This window comes from Micromonospora sp. DT43, assembly GCF_049841645.1.
In the GTDB taxonomy this organism is placed as follows: domain Bacteria; phylum Actinomycetota; class Actinomycetes; order Mycobacteriales; family Micromonosporaceae; genus Micromonospora.
In genome coordinates this window covers 126,558-145,911 of sequence record NZ_JBNCKR010000010.1, presented here as the reverse complement: position 1 = coordinate 145,911, position 19,354 = coordinate 126,558, and the positions used below count along the sequence as shown (strand labels likewise).

General features: G+C 71.6%; 15 protein-coding genes and 1 pseudogene. 6 read left to right on the top strand and 10 right to left on the bottom strand.

The genetic code is table 11. From position 1 onward, the window contains the following. The first annotated feature begins 360 nt into the window (after positions 1–360). Positions 361–1,560 carry a zinc-dependent alcohol dehydrogenase gene (locus tag ACLQ26_RS22935; RefSeq protein ID WP_425746381.1) on the top strand — a complete coding sequence of 400 codons (1,200 nt, stop codon included), beginning with the start codon at positions 361–363 and terminating at the stop codon, positions 1,558–1,560. 58 nt (positions 1,561–1,618) lie between these two features. Here ACLQ26_RS22935 and ACLQ26_RS22930 read toward each other — a convergent pair whose 3' ends face one another. Together ACLQ26_RS22930 and ACLQ26_RS22925 are read right to left on the bottom strand one after the other, a co-directional pair. Next, positions 1,619–2,026 (bottom strand): four-helix bundle copper-binding protein, encoded by a 408-nt coding sequence (locus tag ACLQ26_RS22930; protein WP_425746380.1) that lies wholly within the window; start codon positions 2,024–2,026, stop codon positions 1,619–1,621. Between the two features lie 93 nt (positions 2,027–2,119). Then, positions 2,120–2,824: a GAF and ANTAR domain-containing protein gene (locus tag ACLQ26_RS22925; protein ID WP_425746379.1), complete on the bottom strand. Its 705-nt coding sequence runs from the start codon at positions 2,822–2,824 to the stop codon at positions 2,120–2,122. 501 nt (positions 2,825–3,325) lie between these two features. Here ACLQ26_RS22925 and ACLQ26_RS22920 point away from each other — a divergent pair. The 3 genes from ACLQ26_RS22920 (at position 3,326) to ACLQ26_RS22910 (ending at position 7,561) form a co-directional block, all read left to right on the top strand. Further along, positions 3,326–4,828: an FAD-binding oxidoreductase gene (locus ACLQ26_RS22920; protein WP_425746378.1), complete on the top strand. Its 1,503-nt coding sequence runs from the start codon at positions 3,326–3,328 to the stop codon at positions 4,826–4,828. Between the two features lie 163 nt (positions 4,829–4,991). After that, entirely contained in the window at positions 4,992–7,061 is a 2,070-nt protein-coding gene (locus tag ACLQ26_RS22915; protein WP_425746377.1) for a copper resistance protein CopC, read from the top strand. Between the two features lie 128 nt (positions 7,062–7,189). Beyond that, on the top strand, positions 7,190–7,561 hold the full coding sequence (locus ACLQ26_RS22910) for an ArsR/SmtB family transcription factor (protein ID WP_007461709.1): 372 nt from the start codon (positions 7,190–7,192) through the stop codon (positions 7,559–7,561). Between the two features lie 34 nt (positions 7,562–7,595). On the opposite strand, the gene ACLQ26_RS22905 is transcribed toward ACLQ26_RS22910, so the two are convergent. Together ACLQ26_RS22905 and ACLQ26_RS22900 are read right to left on the bottom strand one after the other, a co-directional pair. Next, positions 7,596–8,414 carry an SAM-dependent methyltransferase gene (locus ACLQ26_RS22905; protein WP_425746376.1) on the bottom strand — a complete coding sequence of 273 codons (819 nt, stop codon included), beginning with the start codon at positions 8,412–8,414 and terminating at the stop codon, positions 7,596–7,598. 75 nt (positions 8,415–8,489) lie between these two features. Continuing rightward, positions 8,490–9,503 (bottom strand): PaaX family transcriptional regulator C-terminal domain-containing protein, encoded by a 1,014-nt coding sequence (locus ACLQ26_RS22900; protein ID WP_425746375.1) that lies wholly within the window; start codon positions 9,501–9,503, stop codon positions 8,490–8,492. Between the two features lie 282 nt (positions 9,504–9,785). Here ACLQ26_RS22900 and ACLQ26_RS22895 point away from each other — a divergent pair, with 282 nt between their 5' ends. Further along, positions 9,786–11,123: an extracellular catalytic domain type 1 short-chain-length polyhydroxyalkanoate depolymerase gene (locus ACLQ26_RS22895; RefSeq protein ID WP_425746374.1), complete on the top strand. Its 1,338-nt coding sequence runs from the start codon at positions 9,786–9,788 to the stop codon at positions 11,121–11,123. 272 nt (positions 11,124–11,395) lie between these two features. Here the strand turns inward: ACLQ26_RS22895 and ACLQ26_RS22890 are convergent, their stop codons facing one another. The 6 genes and pseudogenes from ACLQ26_RS22890 to ACLQ26_RS22865 form a co-directional block, all read right to left on the bottom strand. Then, positions 11,396–12,010 (bottom strand): dihydrofolate reductase family protein, encoded by a 615-nt coding sequence (locus ACLQ26_RS22890; protein ID WP_425746475.1) that lies wholly within the window; start codon positions 12,008–12,010, stop codon positions 11,396–11,398. A gap of 186 nt (positions 12,011–12,196) precedes the next feature. After that, positions 12,197–14,473 (bottom strand): catalase/peroxidase HPI, encoded by a 2,277-nt coding sequence (katG, locus tag ACLQ26_RS22885; RefSeq protein ID WP_425746373.1) that lies wholly within the window; start codon positions 14,471–14,473, stop codon positions 12,197–12,199. 23 nt (positions 14,474–14,496) lie between these two features. Then, complete coding sequence (locus tag ACLQ26_RS22880) at positions 14,497–14,925, bottom strand: Fur family transcriptional regulator (protein WP_425746372.1); 429 nt, start codon at positions 14,923–14,925, stop codon at positions 14,497–14,499. 194 nt (positions 14,926–15,119) lie between these two features. Beyond that, the gene (locus ACLQ26_RS22875; protein ID WP_425746371.1) at positions 15,120–17,603 is read right to left on the bottom strand and encodes an FtsX-like permease family protein; all 2,484 of its coding nucleotides are present in this window, start codon (positions 17,601–17,603) and stop codon (positions 15,120–15,122) included. Beyond that, entirely contained in the window at positions 17,600–18,361 is a 762-nt protein-coding gene (locus ACLQ26_RS22870; RefSeq protein WP_425746370.1) for an ABC transporter ATP-binding protein, read from the bottom strand. Before ACLQ26_RS22870 ends, ACLQ26_RS22875 begins: the two co-directional genes overlap by 4 nt. A 114-nt stretch (positions 18,362–18,475) precedes the next feature. Continuing rightward, positions 18,476–18,793 (bottom strand): annotated as a pseudogene (locus ACLQ26_RS22865) (LuxR C-terminal-related transcriptional regulator); the annotation flags it as partial. A 118-nt stretch (positions 18,794–18,911) separates the two neighbouring features. Between ACLQ26_RS22865 and ACLQ26_RS22860 the strand changes: the two are divergent. Then, positions 18,912–19,130 (top strand): hypothetical protein, encoded by a 219-nt coding sequence (locus ACLQ26_RS22860; protein WP_425746369.1) that lies wholly within the window; start codon positions 18,912–18,914, stop codon positions 19,128–19,130. The last annotated feature ends 224 nt before the right edge of the window (positions 19,131–19,354 follow it).

The window sequence follows — 19,354 nt, the reverse complement described above, 5'->3', positions numbered from 1 at the left end:
GGTTGCGAGGTGGCGTCGGCAGCGCGCGTGGTGATGGCGCACCGCGGACACGGGGCGCCACGCCGAACTCGTCGGTCGAGTCCGGCCGCGCCGCTGCTGGACGCTTACTCGCCGACGCACCGGGCGTCGGCTGCGTGGTCACTACACGACGACGTCCGGCGCGGCCCGGAACGGCGCAGGTGGATCAGCTGGCAGGGCGGAAGCGGACGGCGCCGGCCGAGCGTCCGACGGCGCGGCCCGGAGGTTACGTCCATGGTGGAGTGGGACCGGCCCGGTCGGCACCGTCGGTCGGGCGTGGGTGGTTTCGTCGAGCACAGGTGGGTACGTGATCGGTGCAGCAAGCCGACGAAGGGACATCCGATGAGGGCCGTCACGTGGCACGGCGTCGGGGACATCCGGTTCTCCGACGTGCCCGATCCGAAGATCCAGGATCCGACCGACGCGATCGTGAAGATCACTACCAGCGCGATCTGTGGCACCGACCTGCACATGATCCGGGGCACGATGCCCGGCCTGCGCCCCGGCGTCGTCCTCGGCCACGAGGCCGTCGGCGAGGTCGTCGAGGTGGGGCCCGGGGTCCGCAACCTCTCCCCCGGCGACCGGGTCATCGTGCCGTCGACGATCGCCTGCGGCTACTGCTCGTACTGCCGTGCCGGGTACTTCGCCCAGTGCGACAACGCCAACCCCGGTGGCAAGCGCGCCGGCACCGCGTTCTTCGGTGGACCCGAGGCCGCCGGTGGGTTCGACGGCCTGCAGGCCGAGTACGCCCGGGTGCCCTACGCCAACGTCGGCCTGGTGCCGATCCCCGACGAGGTCGGCGACGAGCAGGCGATCATGCTGTCGGACATCTGGCCCACCGCCTGGTTCGGGGCCCGCCTCGCCGACGTCCGCCCCGGCGAGACCGTAGCCGTGTTCGGCGCGGGACCGGTCGGCCAGCTCGCCGTCCTGTCGGCGTACCTGCAGGGCGCCGGACGGGTCATCGCCGTGGACGGGCTGGAGGACCGCCTGGCCATGGCCCGCGCCCAGCACGCCGAGGTGGTGAACTTCAACGCCGAGGACCCGGTACAGACCATTCTCGAGATGACCGGCGGCATCGGCGTCGACAAGGTCATCGACGCGGTGGGCGTGGACGCCGAACGTCCCGCGGAGGGCCCCGCCACCGAGCAGACCGACGAGCAGGCCCAGCAGCTCGACAGCGAGGTCCAGCAGATCGCTCCGGAGACCGACCCGGCGTGGGCGCCGGGTGACGCGCCGAGCCTCGCCGCCCGGTGGGCCGTGCAGGCCGTGGCGAAGGCGGGCACGCTCGGCGTGATCGGCGTCTACCCGCAGACCGTCACGACCTGGCCGTTCGGCGAGGCGATGATGAAGAACCTGACGATCCGCAGCGGCAACTGCCACCACCGCCGGTACATCCCGGAGCTGCTGCAACTGGTCACCAACGGCACCGTCGACCCGGCGCGGCTGTTGACGAAGCACGAACCCATCGGTGACGTGCTGGAGGCGTACCGCCAGTTCCAGGACCGCGACCCGGGCTGGCTGAAGGTCGCCCTCACGGTCTGAGCCACCGACCACGCCGCGCGGCGCCGGCCCCGTCGGGGGCCGGCGCCGCCTGCCGTTCTCAGCTCATGGCGGCCAACAGGTCCCGGCAGGCCCGCTCGCAGGCGCGGCACGCGTCGGCGCAGACCCGGCAGTGTTCGTGCATGTCGGCGTGCCGGGCGCACTCGTCCCCGCACGACAGGCACGCGGTGGCGCACGCCTCCAGCAGGCTGCGGGTCAGGTTCGCGTCGTAGCCGGTGTGCCGGGACAGCACCCGTGCCGTGGTCGTGCAGATGTCGGCGCAGTCCAGGTCCGTGCGTATGCACGTGGTCAGGTCGGCGACCATGTCCTCGCTGAGGCAGGCGTCGGCGCACGCGGTGCAGGCCTGGGCGCAGTCGGTGAGGGCGTCGATCGTCGCCGCCAGCTTCGCCCGGTCCAGGTTGATCGACTTCGGGTACGTCTCCAGCATCGGCATCGTGGTGGTCGGCATCCGGAAGGTCCCTTCTCTCGGTTGCCTGGGCCCTACCCGGGATGTCCCGATACACACCTGTTATCGGTCACTGACGCCCTTCACTGCGCCCGGTCAGGAGGGGACCTGCGCCTCGGCTGCCCGGTCGACCAGGGCCTGAGCCACGTCGCGCACCGTGCGGTTGGAGTCCTGCGACGCCCTCGCCAGGACCGCGAACGCGTCGGCGGGTGTGCACCGCCGCTCGGCCATCACGACGCCCTTGGCCTGCTCGATGACCGCACGACTGGTCATCGCGTCCCGCATCTGCCGGGCGAGGCTGGCGGTGCTGTCGTAGAGCTGGGCGTGGGCCAGGGCGACCGCCGCGTACGCCGCGAACGTCTCCAGGATCACCACCGTGTCCTCGTCGAAGGCGTGCGGGGCACGGGCGTAGGCGTTGAGCGCGCCGACGACGGCTTCCTGGATCGGCAGGCCGATCGACAACGAGCTGCCGAACCCGGCTCGCACTCCCGCTTCGGCCCACTCCGGCCACCGATCCTCGGCCCGGAGGTCGGGTACGGGCAGGATGTGGCCGCTGGCGGCGGCGTCCAGACACGGGCCGCGCCCCTGGGCGTACTGCCGCTCGTCCAGATCCCGGGCCAGTTCGTCGGTGGACGCCGCGGTGTGCCCGGCGCCGTTGCGGGCCAGCGTGACCGACACCTCCACCGGTATGGGCAGGACGCGCTTGGCGAGTTCGGCGACGCGTTGCAGGACATCGTCGAGACCGACCTCACCGAGATTGATGCGGCCGAGTTCGGTGAAGGCGTCGGCAGGGTCCGACATCGGGTGGGTCACTACGGCAGGTCCTCACGGCGGGTGCGCGCCCCTGCGATACAGCAACAGCCCGGCAGACGCGCGAATGGCAGCTCGCCTTGGCGGGCCGCTGCACGACGCCCGCCGTGGCGGAGCCGGGACCCACGCCGTTTCTTGACGCCGGTTCGCCACGCCGATACCTCGAACGTGGACTACAGGTCTCCTACCGTACTCGCCCGGCCCGCCGAACGCCCCCTGAGCAGCGACCCGATCAGTCCGCCACGACACGCGCGTGTGGCGCCGCGACCGTCATGCCCGTCCTCGGCCACCCCGGGCGCGAGGTCCACATGCGGGCGACAGCGACCCCCGTCCCGGTCGATGGCCGGCCGGCCGCCTGGCTCACTCGACCGGGTTTTCGGACAAAAAGGCTCATCTCCGAATATCTCTCCCGTAATACCGTGAGTTGCGTGCCACCGAACCAGAGTCACTCTGGTCGATCGCTGGCGTCACCCACTTCGAGAGGATCGGACCATGCGCGACCTATCTCGTCGCGAAGTACTCAAGGCGACGGCGGCCGTCGGCGCGGGAGCCGCGGTTTTCCCCGGCATCGTGGCCGCCGGCACCCCCGGATTCGCGGCCGACGGCGGCCCGGGGCCCTCCTCCACCGCCGAGTGCCCGCCGGCGGAGCTGACCGGGCGCATCGTCCGCCCCCAGGATCCCGGGTACGCGAACGCGAGCCTCGGCTGGGACGAATTGTTCGTCCGCTACCCGCTTGTCATCGTCTTCGCGCAGAACACCCAGGACGTGGTCAACGCCCTGACCTGGGCGCGGCAGAACGACGTAGCGCTGCGGGTGCGCAGCGGCCGGCACAGCCTCGAGGGCTGGTCGAACGTCGACAACGGCATCGTGATCGACGTGAGCGAGCTGAAGTCGACACACATCGACTACGCGAGCCGTACCGCACGGGTGGGCGCCGGGCTCAACCAACTGGAGGCGGTCACCGCGCTCGGCGAGCACGACCTCGCGGTGACGACCGGAACAGAGGGAAGCGTGGGCCTGTCCGGCGCGACCCTCGGCGGCGGTCTCGGGTTCCTCACCCGCTACCTCGGCATGGCCTGCGACAGCCTGATCGGGGCGGAGATCGTCGTCGCGTGGGGCAGCAACGGCGCGAAGGCCATCGAGGTGGACCTGCACAACCACGAGGACCTGCTCTGGGCCCTACGCGGCGCGGGCAACGGCAACTTCGGGATCGTCACCTCGCTCACCTACCGGGTGGCGCCGCTGCGCAGCGTCGCCTACGTCCAGGCGACCTGGGACAGCCTCGCCGACCTGGAGGAGATCTTCGATACCTGGCAGCGCATCGCTCCGTTCACCGACTACCGCCTGGGGACCCAGGTCGAGATCCACAAGTCCGCGATCCTGCTGTTCGCGGTGCTCGCCGACGGTCCGGAGGCGGAGGCGAGGAAGCTGTTGGAGCCGATCCTGTCGATCGGTAACCCCGAGGTCACCGTGCAGACCGGAGGCTGGGGCGAGATCTACAACGGCTTCCAGATCCCGACCGAGGACGAGCCCGCGAACTGGAAGTTCTTCTCGCAGTTCTCCAACCAGCCGTTCCCGAAGAAGGCGATAGGCGTGGTCCGCGCCTTCATGGAGGACGCGCCCACGGACGACAGCAACTTCTTCCTCCAGGCGTTCGGCCGGGGGAAGCAGGCGCACGAACCGCGTGGCGGCTCCGCGTTCCCGCATCGTGACGCGCTCTTCTACTCCGAGCCCGGCGTCGGCTGGGGCACGCGCGGGGAGCCGGACAGCGGCGAGGCTCTCACGCCTGTCGCCCAGGCCTGGATCGCCGAGTTCAGCCAGGCCCTGCGGCCGTACGTCGACGGCGCCTACGTGAACGTGCCGAACATCGGGATGGCGGAGTGGGAGTCGGCCTACTGGGGGTCCAACTTCTACCGACTGCGCAAGATCAAGGCGAAGTACGACCCGCACAACGTCTTCCAGTACGAGCAGAGCATCCCACCCGCGACCTGCTGAGCGACGACCCCGGGCCACGCGTCGGTGTGGCCCGGGGTCGAGGCCGCGGCAACGGTCGTGGCCTCTCGCGGCATCGGCCGTGCGCAGCGTTGCCAACTTTCGCCGTTCAGGAAAAAAGATCAGCTTCTTGTGAAGAAAGCCTCACCCCGGTGAGGATATTCAGATGCGTCGTCTCCCCCAGAGTTTCGGCCGGCCGGTCGCGGGCCTGCTCGCGCTCGTCCTCGCCACGGCGGTCACCCTCCTCGCGTCCGCCCAGCCCGCCGCAGCGCACGGGACGCTCGCGATGTCCACCCCGGAGAGCGGCGCCACGCTGCGGGCACCGTTGACGTCGGTGGCGCTCTACTTCACGGAGAAGGTCGGCGCCAACGCGTACTTCACTGTCACCGCGCCTAACGGCGTCCGTGTCGACAACGGCTGGACGTACGGGGAGCCGAAGGCGCTGACCAAGCCCGTGCGGGAGTACTTCCTGGTCGACGGCCAGTTCCAGCCTCGTGAGTACACGACGGGCTTTCCGGCGGTGGTGTCTGTCGCGCACCTGCCGGCGGCCGGCCAGTACTCGGTGAGCTACCTGTCGGTGGCCTCCGACGGTGACGCGGTGCGCGGCACGATGACGTTCCGCTACACCGGCCGGGCGACCAAGGCGCCGCAGGGGTGGCGACCGCCGACCCAGCAGCCCGACCCCGCGCTGCTGGCCGCCATCGACCAGCACGCGTCCTCGGGGCAGCAGCCGGTGGCCTCGGCCGCACCCGCCGGGTCGCCCGGCACACCGCAGGCGGCGCCCGCCGGGTCGCCTGGCACACCGCAGGCGGCCCCCGCCGTGCCCTCGGATGAGGGAAGCGGCCCGGGCGCGGTGGTCTGGATCGGCGGGGCGATCGCGGCCCTGGCGGCGGTGGCGGGGCTCGTCGTCTGGCGTCGTCGCACGCCCCCCGCCGGCCGACCGTCCGGCCGGGCACGCGCGTCGAAGGCCCCGGCCGGCCGGGGTGGTCGCGGAGCACCGTCGGCACGCAAGTCCGCCGCCGGCAGGACCGCAGCGACCACCCGCAAGAGCCCGGCGACCACCGGCGGCAGTCGCGCGGCGGGCGGTCCCGGTGGCCGGCAGCGAGGCGCCGTCGTACCCGCGGCACGTGGGAGCGGCGCGCTCGCCGGCGCCCGGAGTTCGGTCGCGGTCGAGTCCGCGCCACGGCCGGCGGCTACCGCGCAGGCCCTGGCCACACCGGAGGACGCGTCGCCCGCCGAGCGGTCGCAGCCCGACACGCAGGACACCACAGCGGTACGCGGGTCACGGCTGACCAATACCCACCTGGCGCTGCTCGTCGGTGGGTTGGTGCTGGCCCTGCTGGCCGGCTTCGGGCTCGCCCGCATCGGCACCGGCGACACGTCGCCCAGCGGTGACGCGCGCCGACCCGCGGCCCCCGGCGGCGTGCCGAGCGGCTCCGGGGAGGCCCTGTCGGCCGGAACCGGGCACGACCATGCGCCCGGAACCGGGCCGCACTCGCATCCTGGCGACGTGAGCGCGGGTGAGACCCTGGCGACCGGGACGACGGTGAGCGCCGGTGGCTACACGTTGCAGCCTCTGGAGCGGACGCAGCCGCCCGGCGTACGCGCGGACTACCGGTTCCGGATCGTCGGGACGGACAGGCAGCCGGCGACGCGTTTCGCAGTCGTGCACGAGAAGCAGTTGCACCTCATCGTGGTGGGTCGCGACCTGGGCGGCTACCAACACCTGCACCCGACGATGGCGCCCGACGGCACCTGGAGCGTTCCGCTGACCCTGGCCCGACCGGGCGGCTACCGCGTCTTCGCCGACTTCTCCGTCGCCGCTCCCGACGGTCGACAGGTGCCCCTCGTGCTGGGCGTCGACCACCAGGTCCCGGGCGCGTACGCCCCGGCCGCCCTGCCACCGGCCCAGCCGCAGGCGACGGTCGGGCCGTTCACCGTGTCGATGACCGGAACGCCCACGGCCGGCGTGACGGCGCCGGTGCGCTTCCAGCTCACGCGCACCGGCGCCGCCGGGCCGGTTCAGCCGCAGCGGTACCTCGGCGCGTACGGGCACCTGGTCGTGGTCCGCGAGGGTGACCTCGGGTACGTGCACGTCCACCCGGAGCAGGACCTCGTCGACGGGACTGTCGCGTTCTGGCTGACCGTCCCCAGCTCCGGCCGGTACCGGGCGTTCTTCGACTTCCAGGTCGACGGGAAGGTCCACACCGCCGAGTACACGATCAACCTGCCCTGAGACAGCTCTCCCCCGGGAGCTGTTCGCTGGCACGTGAGCCGCCCCGAGCCGCTGGTGTTGCGGAGAGCACATCATCGGCTCGGGGATTTGTCCGGTTCCGCTGCTCTTTTCCGCAAGTAGGTGGAACGATGGCTGTCGTGGGAACTGCCGAGACTGCCATGCCTGCCATCTCACCCCTCGCCGGTGAGCCGATCAAACGCGCGGATGCCGAGCGGCTCGCGGGGGTGCTGAAGGCGTTCGCCGATCCGGCCCGACTGCGACTGCTCAGCCTGATCCAGGCCGCCCCGGAGGGCGAGGCCTCGGTCACCGACCTCACCGCGCCACTCAACCTCTCTCAGCCGACCGTGAGCCATCACCTGCGGATTCTCACCGAGGCCGGGCTGATCGAGCGCGAGAAGCGCGGCGTCTGGGCGTATTACCGCATCGTGCCGTCGGCGATCGCGGCGATTGCCGACCTGCTGACGCCGCCGCGCAAACGGCCGACGAAGAAGACCCGCTGAGCGACAGTCGCACCGGCTTCGGTGGCGGTCGTCGTCACCGGACCCGGGCGACGGCGGCGTTGAACGACACGTCCTGCACGGACGGTCGCGGCTGCGGCGCGTCGTCGGCGTGCCACCGCGCCACCGACACGATGCCGGGCTCGACGAGCTCCAACCCGTCGAGGAGCGCCGCGAACTGCTCGGTGCTCCGGGCCTGGAACCGGCCGTCGCGGTTGTTGGCTTCGAGCTGGGCGGTGACGGCGGGCGGCAGGTATTCCCAGGTCACGTGCGAGGCGACCACGTAGCTGCCGGACGGCAGCGCCGTGATGAGCCGATCGAGGATGCCCCTGGGGTCCTCGTCGTCGCGGATGAAGTGCAGGATGGCAACCAGCATCAGCGCGACGGGCTGGGTCAGGTCCAGTGTCCTGCGCAGATCGGGGTGGGCGAGGATCGTGTCCGGCTCCCGCAGGTCGGCGTCGAGGTAGGCCGTCCGCCCCTCGGGGGTGCTGGACAACAGCGCGCGGGCGTGGGCCAGGACGATCGGGTCGTTGTCGACGTAGACCACCCGTGCGGACGGGTCGATGGCCTGGGCGACCTCGTGGGTGTTGTCGGCGGTAGGGATGCCGGTCCCGATGTCCAGGAACTGCCGGACGCCGTGCTGCGCCAGGAAGCGCACCGCGCGTTGCAGGAACATCCGGTTCTCCACTGCGGAGAGCCGGATGGTGGGCATCGCGGCCGCGAGCGCGTCGCCCGACTCCCGGTCGGCGGCGAAGTTGTCCTTGCCACCCAACAGGTAGTTGTACCTGCGGGCCGGGTGCGCGACGGAGGTGTCGATCCGGTCGGCCGCCGAGGGGTTCGCACCATGTAACGTCATCCGGCCTCCCAGCGCTGCGCGTTCTCCACAAGGTACACACCCCGCCGCCGGTGGGCAGACCCCGGCGGCCCCCGATCAGGTCGCGCAGCTCTCGACAGTCGCCGACGCACCGCCCGGCTCCGGAGGCGGTTCCGCATCGCGTACGCCGGCGAGGAGGTCGGCTGTGGTGTGCGCCTGGATGCCGGGCTGCGCGCCGTCGGCGAACCGCGCGACGACCGACCGGACGTGGCGCGCGGCGGGTTCGGCGAGGCCGTCGTAGACGGCCTCGAACAGTTCCCGTGCCGGCTGTCGGAGCCATCCGGCCGGCAGCAGGTCCAGCGGCAACCGGGGGTCGAGGGTGGGGAACCGCCGGAAGGTGTCCATCACCTCGGTACGCGCCCGCACCGCCGCCGCGCCGTCGACGCCCCCGGATCGCAGCTTCGGCACCAGGGGCGTCCACCGGCGCAGGAACTCCTCGTAGTGCCCACCGATCGCCTCGATGTCCCAGGCGTCGATCGGAGCGCGCTGGCCGATCAGGTCGAGTGCGGCCTGTGGCCCGCGAAACACCGTGACGGCGCCGGGGGTGAAGCGGGCGAGCTGCGCCCTGCCCAGCGCGCTCAGGTCGTACGGCGAGATCCACAACCCGTCGTACAGCGGCGCGTACCCGAGCCAGCGGAGTTGGCCACGCAGGGCCCGCCGCTGGGTGCTGCGCTCCTGGGGCAGCGAGAAGGCGACGATCGTCCAGCAGCCGTCCCACGCCGACACCTCGGTGGTGGCGGCCAGGATCCAGCTGCCTCCGCTGGACAGGTTCGCGGCGGCGGCGCGGCTGAGCCGATAGGAGCTGCGCCGCCCCTCCCGGCTGCCCTCCAGCACACCGCGACGGGTCAGGCGACTGATCGCGGCACGCGCGCCGGCCGTACTCACCCCGGACTCGGCGAGCAGCGCGACGAGGGCGGCGGACGGGATCCGCACGCGGTGGCGCAGGGTGTAGTCGGCCAGCAGGGTCACTGCGAAATCCTGCGGCGAGCTGCCGGCCTGTCGCCGGGGCAGCCGCGGCGCGTCGCCCCCGTCGTCGGGATAGATCTCCTCGATGGTGAAGGGGCTTGCCACGGGCGCTCCCGGCTCGGCTCAGGGACGGTCCACCGACTGTAGACGGACCGCCGGGCCGCCGGGTCCGCCGCGGCAGCCACGACCACGCGCTCAATTGAGGTACGTCGATTGACACTTCGGCGACCGCGAGGAACACTATCTGCTATACGACGCCGTACGGAGCCGGGAACAGGGCACACACACGTAGTGGGCGAAGCGCGATCACCACGGGCAGTCGGGCACACCCGTGAGCGCCGCGCGACCACACGTACCCCCGCACAGGTGATCGAAGGAGTCGTCCCCGTGAAGATCAGAAGGAAACTGCTGCTCGGCCTGGTCACGTCGCTCGCGGCGGCCGGCCTGGTGGCACCCACGCTCCAGCCCGCGTACGCCGCGTCGCTCACCGAGGTGACCGCCTTCGGCGACAACCCGGGGCGGATGCGCATGCACGTCTACGTGCCCGACACCCGCCCGGCCAGGCCCGCCGTGGTGGTGGCCATGCACGGCTGCGGAGGGTCGGGGCCCGGCTTCTACTCCGGCAGCGAGTTCGCCGCACAGGCCGACAGGTACGGATTCATCGTGATCTACCCGAGCGCGACCCAGCAGGCCGGATTCGGCAACTGCTTCGACACCTGGTCGGACGCCGCCAAGCGCCGCGGCGGCGGCAGCGACCCGGTGTCGATCATCTCGATGGTCCGCTACGCCCAGCAGCAGTACGGTGCCGATCCCGACCGGGTCTACGCCACCGGCAGCTCGTCCGGCGGCATGATGACCAACCACATGCTGGCCCTCTACCCCGACGTGTTCAAAGCCGGCGCGGCGTTCATGGGAGTCCCCTACAACTGCTTCGCCAACGCGGCCGACTACCCACCCGGGAGCAGCCAGTGCACCGGCGGCAACATGAACCGGACCCCGCAGCAGTGGGGTGACGCCGTCCGTCAGGCCTACCCCGGCTACTCCGGCCCCCGCCCGCGCGTGCAGTTGTGGCACGGCACCAGCGACAACCTCGTGCCGTACTCGCTGCTGCAGGAGACGATCGAGCAGTGGACAAACGTGTTCGGGCTCAGCCAGACACCCACCTCCACCGACACGCCGCAGACTAACTGGAACCGACGGCGGTACGCCGACGCCAACGGGACGGTCCAGGTCGAGGCGTACAGCATCCAGGGCGCCGGGCACAGCCTGCCCGCTGGCGGCATGGCCGCCGCCGCCATCGCCTTCTTCGGCCTGACCGCGCCGCCCGCGACCTCCAGCCCGACGGCGACGCCCAGCCCGACCACGACACCCAGCCCGACCGTGACGCCCACGCCGCCGCCGGGGTCCGGCGCGTGCCGGGTGAGCGCCGCCGTCAACGCCTGGAACACCGGCCTGACCGAGAACCTCACCATCACCAACACCGGTTCCGGCGCCGTCAACGGTTGGTCGCTCGTCTTCACCCTGCCGGGTGGGCAGAGCATCACCTCGGGCTGGAACGCCTCCTACTCCCCCGCGTCCGGACAGGTGACGGCCAGGAACGTCGCCTACAACGCCGGCATCGGACCGAACGGATCGGTAACCATCGGCTTCCAGGCCACGCACACCGGCGACACCGCACGGCCGGGTTCGTTCACCCTCAACGGGGCGGCCTGCACGATCGCCTGACCGCGACCGGCCGGCGACAGCATCCGCCTGGTGGGCCGGACCAGATCGAGCCGGCCTCGTCGCGCGGCGGCGGCGAGGCCGGCTCCGGCCAGGCGCCCGGTGGGGTGTTCAAGACGGGGCTGGGGTTGCGGCTGCCCGCCGTGTCGATGTGCTGTTGAGCGGTATACCGCAGAGGTATGAATATGACTCTGAGGTATACCGCTCACGACCGTATCCGCCCCCACGGAGGTTACCGACGGTCACCGCCCCAGCCAGGGTCAGGAATTGCTCGTCTAGCTGCCCGCGGGCACCTGCTCCTTGACGTCGTCGTAGCCGGCCGCGCGGGGCGCGTCGGTCGGCGCGTAGATCACGCGGAGCACGCCCGTCGGGAACGCCTCGGTCGCCGTCACCCGCAGGTGGTACGGCGTGTCGCCATCGTCGAACAGCCGGCGGCCCTTACGCGCCGCCACCGGGTGCACCAGCAGGCGCAGTTCGTCGACAAGCCCGGCGGCCAGGAGCTGCTGCACCACGGAGATCGACCCGGGGATGAGGATCCCCTTGATGCCGGCGTCGGCCTTGAGCGCGGCGACGGCAGCCGGGAGGTCGCCGTCGATGATCTCCGAGTTGCGCCAGGAGAACTCCAGCGGCTGACGGGAGACGACCACCTTGCGTACGTCACCGAGCTGCTTGGCGAACCCGGCGTCCTCACCACCCGCCGCCTCCCGGTCGGGCCACGCCCCGGCGAAGCTGTCGTAGGTCACCCGGCCGATGAGCAGCACGTCGGAGGTGTCGTAGTCCTCGGTGACGGCGCGGCCCATGTTGTCGTCGAAGTACGGGAAGTGCCAATCGGGATCGATCTCGGCCACGCCGTCGGCCGAGATGAACAGCGTGGAGATGACCTTCGCCATCGCGGTGTGCTCCTTCACGTCAGGTGCTGTCGGCAGATAGACGGCCACAGCATCCCAAACTCGTCCGACACTCACCGGCCTCTCGCACCGCGCGCCGCCGACGGAACGCAACCGAACACGGCAGAGCGCGGACGAGCCCCGGTCGATCGCGAACGGATCGGCCGGGGCTCGTCGGTGTGCGCAGGATCAGGCGATGTCGAACCGGTCGAGCTCCATGACCTTCGTCCAGGCCGCGACGAAGTCGTGCACGAACTTGTCGCGCGCGTCCTGGCTGGCGTAGACCTCGGCGAGGGCGCGCAGCTGGGAGTTGGAGCCGAAGATGAGGTCGACCGCGGTGGCGGTCCACTTCACCTCGTCGGTGGCCAGGTCCCGGATCTCGTACACGTGCTCGTCGGACTTCGACGCGCTCCACCGGGTGCCCGGGGAGAGCAGATTGGCGAAGAAGTCGTTGGTGAGCACACCGGGCCGGTCGGTGAGAACGCCGTGCCGGCTGCCGCCGGTGTTGGCGCCGAGCGACCGCAGACCGCCGACGAGCACTGTCATCTCGGGAGCGGTCAGGTTCAGCATGTACGCACGGTCGACGAGGAGCACCTCCGGCTGGGTCTTCTCGCCGGCGCGCAGGTAGTTGCGGAACCCGTCCGCGCGCGGCTCGAGGACCCGGAAGGACTCGACGTCGGTCTGCTCCTGGGTGGCGTCGGTGCGGCCCGGCCGGAACGCCACTGTCACCTCGACACCCGCGTCGCGGGCCGCCTTCTCGACAGCGGCCGAGCCGGCCAGCACGATCAGGTCGGCGAGCGAGATCTTCGCACCACCAGCGGCGTTGAACTCCTGCTGGATGCCCTCCAGGGTGCTCAGCACCGACGCGAGCTGCTCGGGCTGGTTGACCTCCCAGTTGCGCTGCGGCTCCAGGCGGATCCGGGCGCCGTTGGCGCCACCGCGCTTGTCGGTGTGCCGGAAGCTCGCCGCGGACGCCCAGGCGGTGGAGACCAGCTGGTCGGTCGGGATGCCGGAGTTCAGGATCGTCGACTTGAGCGCGGCGATGTCGGCGTCACCCACCAGCTCGTGGTCGACGGCCGGCACCGGGTCCTGCCAGAGCTGCGGCTCGGCCACCCACGGCCCGAGGAACCGCTCGATCGGGCCCATGTCGCGGTGCAGCAGCTTGTACCACGCCTTGGCGAAGGCCAGCGCGAACTGGTCGGGGTTCTCCAGGAAGCGGCGGGAGATCTTCTCGTACGCCGGGTCGACGCGCAGCGACAGGTCGGTCGTGAGCATCGTCGGCCGGTGCTTCTTCGCCGGGTCGAACGGGTCCGGGATGATCGAATCGGCGTCCTTGGCGACCCACTGCTTCGCGCCGCCCGGGCTGGTGGTCAGCTCCCACTCGTAGCCGAAGAGGATCTCGAAGAAGCGGTTGCTCCACTGCGTCGGTACGTCGGTCCACGTCACCTCGAGACCACTGGTGATCGTGTCGCCGCCCTTGCCGCTGCCGTGGGTGCTCAGCCAGCCGAGGCCCTGCGCCTCGATCGGGGCGCCCTCGGGCTCCGGGCCCACGTGGCTGTCGGCCACGGCGGCGCCGTGGGTCTTGCCGAAGGTGTGACCACCGGCGATGAGGGCGACGGTCTCCTCGTCGTTCATCGCCATCCGGCCGAAGGTCTCCCGGATGAAGTGCGCCGCCGCCGCCGGGTCCGCGTTACCGCGCGGGCCCTCCGGGTTGACGTAGATCAGACCCATCTCGGTCGAGCCGACGCCGGCCGCCATCTCCTTCTCGGAGGCGTACCGCTCGTCGCCGAGCCAGGTGTCCTCCGGGCCCCAGAAGATCTCCTCGGGCTCCCACACGTCCTCGCGGCCGAAGCCGAAGCCGAAGGTCTTGAAGCCCATCGACTCCAGGGCGACGTTGCCGGCGAGCACGAGCAGGTCGGCCCAGGAGATCTGCTGGCCGTACTTCTGCTTGACCGGCCACAGCAGCCGGCGGGCCTTGTCCAGGTTGGCGTTGTCCGGCCAGCTGTTGAGCGGGGCGAACCGCTGACCGCCGTCGCCGGCGCCACCGCGGCCGTCCTCGATGCGGTACGTGCCGGCGGCGTGCCAGCTCATCCGGATCATCAGGCCGCCGTAGTGGCCGAAGTCGGCCGGCCACCAGTCCTGCGAGGTGGTGAGGACCTCGGTGATGTCGCGCTTGAGGGCCTCGACGTCGAGCTTGGCGAACTCCCTGGCGTAGCTGAAGTCCGCACCCAGTGGGTTGCCCTTCGACGAGTGGGCGTGCAACACCGAGAGGTCGAGCTGGTTGGGCCACCAGTCCCGGTTGGTGCGCGGACGACCGCCGGTCTTCGGGGTCGGCGAGTCGATCGCCGGGTTCTCGCTCTCGCTGCCGTGCGCGGTCACCGAGTCGTGCGCGACCGGGCAGCCGGCAGCGGCCTTCTGGTCCACGCCCTGCGCGCTGGTGGGACCGTTGTCCTGGGTGTCGCTCATGTACTTCCTTCCGAACTGGCGGATCACTGGGAGATGCTGGCGGCCGCGCAACCGGGACAGGTGCCCCAGTAGACGACCTCCGCCTCGTCGACCACGAACCCGTGGTCGTTCGAGGCGGTGAGACAGGGGGCGTGACCGACGGCGCACTCGACGTCGGCGATGGCGCCGCAGGAGCGGCACACGACATGGTGGTGGTTGTCCGCGACGCGGGACTCGTAGCGGGCGGTGGCGCCGGCCGGCTGGATGCGGCGGACCAGACCGGCGTCGGTGAGCACCCGCAGCACGTCGTACACCGCCTGGTGGGACACCGTGGGATGTTCGGCCCGCACCAGCGCGATCACCGCGTCGGTCCCGACGTGGGGGTGATCGCGCAGGGCCGCGAGCACCGCCAGTCGGGGCCGGGTCACGCGCAGCGAGGCGGCTCGCAGCTGCGCCTCGAGGTCGGACGTCACGGGACGACAGTAGTCCGCTCTTTTGGAATAAATCAAGTTTACGGTTGGCGTCGTCCACGGCCGGAGGCCACCGACCACCCAGGCTATGACACGGGCCACACGGCCGGGCACGAACAGCGGAAACTGTGACGTCAGCCGCGCCTGGTGCGGCCCATGCCTGAACCGGGATGGGCCGCACCAACGGAACGCGGGTCCTACTCCTTTATCCCGATGTTGTCGATCGGCGGGATTCGGAGCAGCCGCCGGACGGGCCACACAGTGGTCGCCAGCGCGAGCAGCGTCGCGCCGCCGAGCACCACCACCCAGCCGAGCGGCGGGACGTACGGGATCGGGCTGCCGGTCAGCGCGTTGACGACCGCGCCCAGGGTGAGCGCCGCGATCGTCGCGCCGATCAGCACCGAGGTGCCCAGCAGCCCAGCCTGTTCGACGTGGACCATCCTCCGGATCTGCCGGCGGGTGAGCCCGACCAGTCGCAGCAGCGCCAGTTCACGACGACGGGCCAGCGCCGCCAGCACCATCGTGGTCGCGGCCGCCAGCGCCGCGTACCCCACCAGTACGCCGATCAGCAGCCGGTTCAGCCAGGCGCCGATCGCCAGGTCGATGCCGATCAGCCGGGTACGGGTGGCCGCGTCGAGCACGGCGCTGCCCGGATGCGCTGCCGACCAGGCCGCCAGCGCGGCGTCGGCGTCCGGTCCGGCGCGGACGAGGATCTCGTCGTCGGTGGCGCCGGCGGTGTGCCCGGCGACCGTCTCCGCGGCCAGTGTGACGTCGGCGAAGCCGAGGCCGCGACCGTAGACCGCGATGACCCTCAGCGTGCTCGGCGTTCCGTCACCCAGCCAGAGTTCGGCCTGGTCGCCGACGTGCCAGCCGGACGCGGACGCCTGCGTCGCGGACAGCGCGACAGTGCCCGCACCCAGGTCGGCGAGGTTACCCTCGCGCACGTCGAGGTCCATTGTGGCGGTGATCCCCAGCGGGTCGACGGCCTGCGCGGCGACCGGTTCGATCCCGTCGAACGACCGCACCACCACCTGCGTACGCCGCACACCGGTGGCCGCCCGCACCCCGGCCAGTTCGCGGACCTCCCCCGCCGCGTTGGCTGGCAGCCCGCCCGGCGCGGTAAGCACACGCTCGGCGAGCGTTCCCGTGCTGCTCTGCCCGATGGTCTGCCGCTCCAGGTTGTTCTGCAGGAACCAGACCGAGCCGCCGAACCCGACCGACAGGACGAGCGCGGTCAACACGGTCGCCATGCCCTGCGCGTTGGCCCGCAGGTTGGCCGCGGCCAGGTAGCCGCTGACCCCCCAGATCCGGGGCAGCACCCGGGTGAGCAGTCGCGCCGCCTGCGCGTTGATCCTCGGCGCGAGCAGCGCCACCGCGATGACGAACAGGTAGAGCATGCCGACCGCGCCGGCCAGCGCCGCTGTCGAACCGGTGCCGCCGAGCGTGAACACCCCCGAGGTCCCGGCCGCCACGAGCGTCAGCACCCCGGCGACGAGCCGCACCCGCCCGCTGCGCCGAGGCTCCACGGCGATCTCACCCAGCGCCTCGACCGGCTTGATCCCGGCCACCCGGCGCCCGGCGAGCAGCGCGGCGAGCACCGCCACGAGCAGGGCCGTACCCACCGCGGCCGGCACCGCGAACAGGCCACCGGTCATCGGGAAGTCCGCCGGGACGAAGCCGCGCCCGACCAGCTCACCGTGCACCCAGCGGGCGGCCAGCAGGCCGGCCGGCGCGCCGACCACGGCGGCGACCAGGCCGAGCAGCGCGGCCTCGCCGACCAGCAGGCGGCGGATCTGGCCCGGGGTGGCCGCTATGGCGCGCAGCAGCGCCAGATCGCGGCGGCGGTGCCGGACGGACAGTCCGATCGTGCCGGCCACCACGAAGACGATCAACAGGATGACGTACCCGCCGAACGCCGACCCGACCTCGATCAGCAGCGAGCGGGCCGCCAGGTTCGCGGACTGCTCGGCCTCGCCGCGATCCGCTCCGGCGTACGTCGTGACGTCGGCCGCCGAGGCGAGCCGGCCGACCGCGTCGCGGACCGCCCCGCGGTCGGCGCCGGGGGCCACCCGCACTCCGATCGCGTCCACCCGGCCGGGGTGCGCGGACAGTCGCGCGGCCTGGGCGTCGGTGAAGAACACGGCGGCCGTGCCGGTCGCGGCGGTCCCGCTCACGCGGTACGACCGGCTGGTTCCGCCGACGACCAGGTCGATGCTGTCACCCGGGGCCGTGCCGAGTCGGACGTCGACCACCACCTCGTCGTCGGCTCGCGGCGGGACCCCGGCGGTGATCGGACGACCGGCGAAGGTGTACGTGCCCCAGCCGTGCCCCACGGCGGCCGGCGAGCCGATCAGCACCCGGTCGTCGCCGCTCACGGCGGCGACCCCGGGCAGCCGCCGGATCTCCTCCACCACTGCCGCGTCCACAGTGCCGCCCTCGGGCAGCGCGACGGCGCTGGTCGTGGTGCCGCCGTCGAACTCCTTGATCGTGTGGCTGACCGTGCGGTGGGCGACGACCAGATCCGCCGTCACCCAGAGCCGGGGCTCCGGGCGGAAGCGCAGCCCGGACTCGACGAGCGTGCCCATGGCGACCAGGATCAGCACCCCGGCGATCAGGGCGAGCAGCGTGGCGGCGGCCGGGCCGGTGCGGTGCCGCAGCAGCCGAGCGGCGAGCCCCGTCATCGGACGACCCGCCGGTCCAGCGACGCCAGGTGCTCGGCGATGCCAGCCGCACCGATCTGCGGCAGGTCGGCGACGATCCGGCCGTCGGCCAACACGAGGACCCGGTCCGCGTACGACGCGGCGACCGGATCGTGGGTCACCATCACCACGGTCAGCCCGTGTTCGTCGACGACCGCCCGCAGCAGTGTCAGCACCTCCCCCGCGGTCTGCGTGTCGAGCGCCCCGGTGGGCTCGTCGCAGAAGATCACCTCGGGGCGGGTGGCCAGCGCCCGAGCGATCGCCACCCGTTGCTGCTGGCCGCCGGAGAGCGCGGCAGGCCTGTGGTGCAGCCGGTCGGCGAGGCCGACCCGGTCGACCACCCGGTTCAGCCAGGCGCGGTCCGGACGGACCGCGGCCAGGCGCAGCGGCAGCACGATGTTCTCCTCGACGGTGAGCGCGCCGATCAGGTTGAACGCCTGGAAGACGAACCCGATCCGGGTGCGTCGCAGTTCGGTGAGGCGGGTCTCGGACAGCCGCGACAGGTCGGTGCCGCCGAGAACGACCCGGCCGGAGGTGGGCCGGTCGAGACCGGCGGCGGTCTGCAGCAGGGTGCTCTTGCCGGAGCCGGACGGACCCATCACCGCGGTGAAGGTCCCCCGGCCGAATTCGGCGTCGATCCCGGCCAGCGCGGTGACCCGCGTCTGGCCGGTCTCGTAGACCCGGGTGAGGTGTTCGACGCGTACTGCGGCGTCGGTGGTCGGTCCCGGATACTCGGGCATTCTGGTGGCCTCTCTCCGTGTCCTCAACAGGAACTGCGCGCACCAGAAACGCTATTGAGCGGGGAGAACGGCGACCATCCAGCGGACTGGCCGGTCCGGGTACAGCAGGCGCTACTTGTGCACCGCGCCGTCGGTGACGAACAGCCGCTCGGCGATCGCCGTGTTGCCGAGCCCTTCGGCCATCAGCCCCAGCACCTCACGCTCGCGCGGCGACAACTCGCCCAGCGCCGTGTCCGGCCGGCGGTTGCGGGCGAGCAACTGCGCCACCACCTCCGGGTCGATCACGCTGCCGCCGTCCGCCACGCGACGCAGGGCGGCGAGGAACTCCTCGACCCGGCCCACCCGCTCCTTCAACAGGTAACCGAGCCCGGAGGCGCCGACCGAGAACAGCTCGGTGGCGAACGCCTGCTCCACGTACGCCGACAGGACCAGGGTCCGCCATGGAAAGTACAGCCTGCTGTACGGCGATCGTCGAGCTGGCGGGATCGTCTCCGCCGTGCCGGCGGCCTAGCGTCGATGGTGTCGTGAAGCGTCGCCGAGGGAGGCAGTCATGTCAGATCCGTATCGCATCGCCGAGACCCCGGTCGCCGCCCCGGAGAAGCCGGGCGGCGCGCTCCGTCCGCTGCTGTGGCTGGTGCTGTTCGTCAGCGCGGCGGCCAACGCGGTGTTGTCGACAGCTGTGGACAACCCGTGGGTCGGCTCGGCGTTCGGCCTGGTGGCGGTGCTCTGCGCGGTGGCGCTTATCGTCCACCACCGCCGCAACCGCTGACCGCTGCCGGATCGCGTCACCCCGGAGGAATCATCGGTCCGGAAAGTCTCCGGAAATTTCGGTGTCGACAATGCGGCCTGCGATCAGTACGGCACGCCGTCGATGCGCGATGCCTGGCCGGTGACCGATCATTGACCAGGCGGTAATGCCTTCGCGGGGGTGAGTGGCGACAGGCGCAAGGTTGCCGCATTGTTTCCGGAAAGTGTTGACAGGACGACAACTGG